The organism is Bacillus sp. P4_D3 (assembly GCF_056401855.1).
In genome coordinates this window covers 1-6,162 of the sequence record NZ_JBFUIN010000182.1, presented here as the reverse complement: position 1 = coordinate 6,162, position 6,162 = coordinate 1, and the positions used below count along the sequence as shown (strand labels likewise).

The window sequence follows — 6,162 nt, the reverse complement described above, 5'->3', positions numbered from 1 at the left end:
TTATGACATCACGAATACAAAAGTAGCGAAGACAACAGTAGAAGGAACAAAAACGTGGAAGGACGGAGATTCGAAAGAACGTCCAAAAACAATTAAAGTAGACCTACTACAAAATGATAAATTAATTGCAACGCAAGAAGTAACAAAAGCAAGTGATTGGAAATATGCATTTAAAGATTTAGCGGCATATGATGCCGAAGGTAATGCGTATAAGTATGAAGTGAAAGAACAACCGGTRGATGGATATAAATCTGAAGTAAAAGGTTATGACATCACGAATACAAAAGTAGCGCAGACAACAGTAGAAGGAACGAAAACGTGGAAGGACGGAGATTCGAAAGATCGTCCAGAAATGATTAAAGTAGACCTACTACAAAACAAGAAAGTAATCGCAACGCAAGAAGTAACAAAAGCAAGCGATTGGAAATATGCATTTAAAGATTTAGCGGCATATGATGCCGAAGGTAATGCGTATAAGTATGAAGTGAAAGAACAACCGGTGGATGGATATAAATCTGAAGTAAAAGGTTATGACATCACGAATACAAAAATCAAGGATGTAGACCCAGTGGATCCTAAAGACCCAGTAGATCCTAAAGACCCAGTGGATCCTAAAGACCCAGTAGATCCTAAAGACCCAGTGGATCCTAAAGACCCAGTGGATCCTAAAGACCCAGTGGATCCTAAAGACCCAGTAGATCCTAAAGACCCAGTGGATCCTAAAGACCCAGTGGATCCTAAAGACCCAGTAGATCCTAAAGACCCAGTGGATTCTAAGGATGATACAAAAGTATCAGCTACTAAAGATAATCATGAGAAATCATCATGGCTTCCTAAAACAGGAGGAACAGCAACTGAAATGATTTCAATTGCTGGAGGTATGATCTTGCTTCTTTTAGGTGGAATTTTATTCTCTCGTAGAAAAGTTAAGTAGTTAGTTCAATCTATTGTACTGTAACCCGGATAGTTGAGAAGTTAAAAAATCACTATTCGGGTTACCTTTTTTTTTAGGTGGAATATTCCATGTCTATTAAGCTAAAATTATGCAAAAGCAATGTCAAATTAGCATGTTTCTATTTTCTAAAAGCTGATTATAGATTATTTAAAGGCTTTTATATGAAATAAACCCTAACGGGTTTATTTTTATTGACGTGGTTTCATTATGCTTTTGCTTGTTCTTATGATAAATAATTTCACATACCGTATTTTAAAGAATTATTTATCCATGACAAAAAGAAGCAGTAGGAAAATAATAAACATCAAAAAGTTCCTGCACATTGCGTGATGATATCTTTGTAAAGAAAAGTAACTCTTATGAGTAACCTCTAGAGTATAAAAAAAGCATTGCTAATCTTAATTGTATAAAAAATATATAATTAAAATCAATTATATCGTAGTTTAATAGGGTAGGAATAGGTTTAAAATTCATCTTCAAGGATTAGATTTCCAGCATCATTATCTTTCGTTAGTCGTTGTTTCAAATAATTCTCTTTCGTCGTTCGATCATTTTTATGACCAACTGCAGCTGCAATCACATGAGGTGCTAGTCCCTTGTAGTCATATAGGTACTGTACATAAAAATGTCTAAAGAAGTGAGGAGTAATTCGTATGTTCTCCTTGCGGACACAAAATAAATCACAAAAGAATCAAGGCAAAACTAAAAGGCATGAGTCCGGTATAATAGGAGGGCACTGAAAAACTCCATCTAGTTCCACTTTGCGAGACATTCGACGATTCAATAGTCGAATGTCTCGCCTTTTTAATTTATAATAGAGAGACTAAATGCAGGTGGTGTTCCAAATGATTTCAAACCAAGAGACACTTAACTTAAGTCCGTACTTGGCCATTTACGATATGGTCGTGCCAAAAGATAATATGCTTCGTCAAATTAACGAACTGGTGGATTTCTCATTCATTTTAGAGGAATTGAAAACAAAATATTGTTTAGATAATGGAAGAAATGCGATTCCTCCGATTCGAATGTTTAAGTACTTATTGTTAAAAGCCATCTTCAATGTATCCGATGTAGACCTTGTCGAACGTTCAAAATATGACATGTCTTTCAAATATTTTTTAGGTATGGCGCCAGAAGATGACGTGATTGATTCAAGCTCACTCACAAAATTCCGCAGACTTCGTCTTCAAGACGTAAGTTTATTAGATATGCTCATTGAAAAAACGGTTGAAATCGCACTCGAAAAGAACATTATCAAAAGTAAAGCAATCATTGTGGACGCAACGCATACCAAAGCACGTTATAACCAAAAATCACCGAAAGAATTTTTACAAGAGAAATCAAAACATACCCGCAAAGCAGTGTATCAATTCGATAAATCCATGAAAGAAAAATTTCCAAAGAAGAATACTTCTAACGAGGTAAAAGATGAAATAGCTTACTGTGAAAAATTGATTACCATTATTGAAAATAAACCACAAATCGCTCATCTACCAGCCGTAAAGGAAAAATTGAACGTGTTAAAAGAAGCTGTAGAAGATACGCAAGAACATCTAAATTATTCAACAGACRCSGATGCACGAGTAGGACATAAAACAGCAGACAGTTCTTTCTTTGGTTATAAAACACATTTAGCAATTAGTGATGAACGTATTATTACAGCAGCAGTCGTTACAACGGGTGAAAAATCAGATGGACATTATCTACAAGAACTGATTGAAAAAAGTAAAGTAACAGGAATGGAAGTTGAAACAGTCATCGCTGACACGGCTTATTCAGGGAAAAACAATTTACTTTATACAAAAGAACAAAGCATTCAACTGATTTCTAAGTTAAATCCAATGATTACTCAAAATGGGCGAGCAAACGGAAAAGAATTTGACTTTAATAAAGATGCAGGTTTATTTGTATGTCCAGCAGGACATTTAGCAAAAAGAAAAAGTGAAAAACCAGATTCACATCCAGGAGCAAGTGCAAGAATGGTTTATTTTTTTGACGTTGAAAAATGTAAGGTCTGTCCACTCCGAGAAGGATGTTTTAAAGAAGGTGCAAAAACTAAAACCTATTCTGTTGCCATTAAATCAGAGGAACATTTAGACCAACAAGTTTTTCAAGAAACAGAAGAATTTAAACGCTTAGCTCGAGAACGCTATAAAATCGAAGCGAAAAATAGTGAGTTAAAAAATAAACACGGGTACGATCAAGCATCGGCTGCGGGTTTATTTGGCATGCAAATTCAAGGAGCAACGACGATATTCGCTGTCAATCTAAAAAGAATCTTGAAGCTTCTGAATGAAAAAGGGTAATAAATAGACAAAAAATAGGGCGTTTTCTGTTCGAAATTGAACAAAAAGCGCCTTRTTTTTCTCTATAATGAATTTATTTATAAAAAACGCAAGTTTTTCAGTGGCTTCGTATTGCACCGGGCTCATGCCTTTTTATTTCGTTTTCATTTGTTGTGATCATTAAATCATCATTGTGTTTTATATTTTTGAGGTCTTTCTGTTTGATATAAATCGATAGCATAAATATAGACCGTAGCTTTGAATAATCGTAAAGCTAGGAATGATGAAGTATCGATATCTTGTTTGGTATTCGATTAAGAAATGAACAGTTACGTAACCAATTATCAATAATAAAAATAGTGTATAATGCGTGTTATTTTGCTTAGTCAATATGAGATAAAGAAGTGCTAATGTGCCCAAGAGCATAGCTGTAATGTACATATACTTTTCATATTTCGTAAGGATGTCTTTTAAAGTAATCATATCATTACCTGTGTCCCCTAGTGTCAATAAACTCCATAATGGGGCGGAGTCGTAATCTGCCCACATGAGCGTGAACTTATCACCAAATAAAGATAAAACCTTTTGTGGATCAGCTAGTCGCTCTTGAATCAGTTTTTTTTCAGCGGCTTTGCGTTCTTCACCGATTTCAAAGGACATAATATATTCTGCATCTGCTGCAGAATATCCCCCTTTTGTTTCGTGATTAAACCCTACTGTGAATTTCCAGAGAGGATCACGATTAGATAGTGGGTATTGTGTAATTCCAGCAGATATAAATGAGTAACTTATAATGTAATGTACAAGGTAAAATACGACGAAAATTCCACAAAGTTTTTTAATGGAAGTGAAAATATCTTGTTTTGATTTTCCTAATATACCTTGTAAAAAGACATAAATAGTTACTGCAATTAGGATGATAGCTCCAAGCGGACGCATGATATCGCCTAAAGAAAGCGAAATTCCTATGAAAATCCACATATATTTATGGCTTAAGCCTTTTGTAATTAATAAATAAAACCCAAGATAAAATAAGAATGTCGCAAGGTGTTGATTCGTTAGGACTGAGCTCAATACAATACTCGGGATATATATTGCATATAGTAAACCAGCCATACGTCCAGACCACTCATTAAATATATGAGAAGTTATTTTGTAAACGAGGAATGTTGTTCCCGTGCAATATAATACATTTAAGAACTTTAGAAGGAAGGTTCCTTCACCAAATAAATTAATAATAAAAGCTTGGTACATTGTAAATCCAAGTTGGTAAACCCATGAAGTATAATACGTGCTTTGGGCAAAACTAAAATCTCCTTTAGTTGCTTGCACAGCACCATTGTACATCATAGCAAAATCAGATTCGACAGGAGTTTGGACATTAAGAACCCAGATTAATCGAATAGAGAAAGCTAAAATGATAAGTGAAATAGTGAATACTAGTGTTGACATATATTTATTGGCAATATAGCCGATTAGTAGAAACAGAAGACCGATTAGAATAATAATCGGGATTATAATAAGTAAACGAGTGCTGGCCTGTTCTCTAACCACGGCTACTGATTGCCATGTAATGGCTGCAGAAATAATGAGACATAGCACTAACAAAGATTTCACAAAAAATGTATTGAGTTTTAGAAGAAATGAACTTTGCATTATAATTAAAAACTCCTTATTGAATTTTATGGCTATTTCAAAGGGAAATCCCTTTACACACCAAGTGATGGTGTAAAGGGATGATTTTAGGTGATTAAGAATTTTCTTGGGACCACTGTTCTACATCCCAAACTTTTGTTACCCAATCTTGATAAAACTCTGGTTCGTGACATACAAGAAGAATAGTTCCTTTATATGCCTTCATTGCTTTTTGTAGTTCTTCTTTTGCTGTAACATCAAGGTGATTTGTTGGCTCATCAAAGAGTAACCAGTTACTTTCTTCGCCCATTAGCTTACATAAACGAACTTTTGCCTGTTCGCCACCGCTTAATTGGTTCAGCGGACGAGAGATATGTTCATTTTTTAAACCACATTTCGCTAACATTGCACGTATTTGATGCTGGTCTAAGCTAGGGAATGTATTCCAAACATCATCAATCGGTGTTATATTATCAGCTTTCACTTCTTGTTCGAAGTATGATGGGTTTAAGAAATCACCAAGACTTGTTTTTCCGCTTAATGGTTTGATTTTACCTAGAATCGTTTTTAATAGTGTTGACTTACCTACGCCATTACATCCAACAATTGCAATTTTTTCACCACGTTCAATTGTCATTGTTAATTTTGGTAATAAAGGATGTGTATATCCAATTTCTACATTTTCTCCTTCAAAGACGAATCGGCTACTTGCACGACTTTCTTTAAATGAGAATTCAGGTTTAATAGCTGTTTCAGGACGATCAATACGTTCCATACGATCAAGTTGTTTTTGACGACTTTTTGCACGGCCTGTCGTTGAGTAACGAGCCTTATTTTTGGAAATGAAATCTTCTTGTTTTTTAATAAACTCGCGTTGCTTTTCATAAGCGTTGATATGTTGGTTTTTATTGATCTCTGCTAGCTCTAGGAATTTTTCATATGTCGCTGTATAACGCGTCATCTTTGTGAATTCTAGATGGAAAATAACATCAACACATTTATTCATAAATTCCGTATCATGGGAAATTAATAGGAATGCGTGTGGATATTCTTTTAAATAAGTCGTTAACCAATAAATATGTTCAACGTCTAAATAGTTGGTAGGCTCATCTAATAGTAATACTTCTGGTTGCTCAAGTAGTAACTTTGCAAGTAATACTTTTGTACGTTGTCCACCACTTAATGCGGCAACATCACGATCTAAACCAATTGCGTCAATTCCAAGACCACGCGCTGCTTCCTCAATTTTCATATCTAATAAATAGAAACCACCTGCTTCAAGAGCAT

4 protein-coding genes and 1 pseudogene are annotated in these 6,162 nt (G+C 34.8%); 2 read left to right on the top strand and 3 right to left on the bottom strand.

Features of this window, described 5'->3' with window-relative positions; genetic code table 11:
• On the top strand, window positions 1-934 hold a 934-nt coding region (locus AC1DTM_RS16405), incomplete at its 5' end, for a Cna B-type domain-containing protein (protein ID WP_477000497.1).
• Between the two features lie 484 nt (window positions 935-1,418).
• On the opposite strand, the pseudogene AC1DTM_RS16400 reads toward AC1DTM_RS16405, so the two are convergent.
• Window positions 1,419-1,616 (bottom strand): annotated as a pseudogene (locus tag AC1DTM_RS16400) (tyrosine-type recombinase/integrase); the annotation flags it as partial.
• Between the two features lie 184 nt (window positions 1,617-1,800).
• Here AC1DTM_RS16400 and AC1DTM_RS16395 point away from each other — a divergent pair.
• Window positions 1,801-3,261, top strand: a complete 1,461-nt coding sequence (locus AC1DTM_RS16395) for an IS1182 family transposase (RefSeq protein ID WP_477000496.1) — start codon at window positions 1,801-1,803, stop codon at window positions 3,259-3,261.
• Window positions 3,262-3,438: 177 nt separating this feature from the next.
• Here the strand turns inward: AC1DTM_RS16395 and AC1DTM_RS16390 are convergent, their stop codons facing one another.
• Window positions 3,439-4,896, bottom strand: a complete 1,458-nt coding sequence (locus AC1DTM_RS16390) for a glycosyltransferase family 39 protein (RefSeq protein WP_016106774.1) — start codon at window positions 4,894-4,896, stop codon at window positions 3,439-3,441.
• Window positions 4,897-4,990: 94 nt separating this feature from the next.
• On the bottom strand, window positions 4,991-6,162 hold a 1,172-nt coding region (locus tag AC1DTM_RS16385), incomplete at its 5' end, for an ABC-F family ATP-binding cassette domain-containing protein (protein ID WP_477000495.1).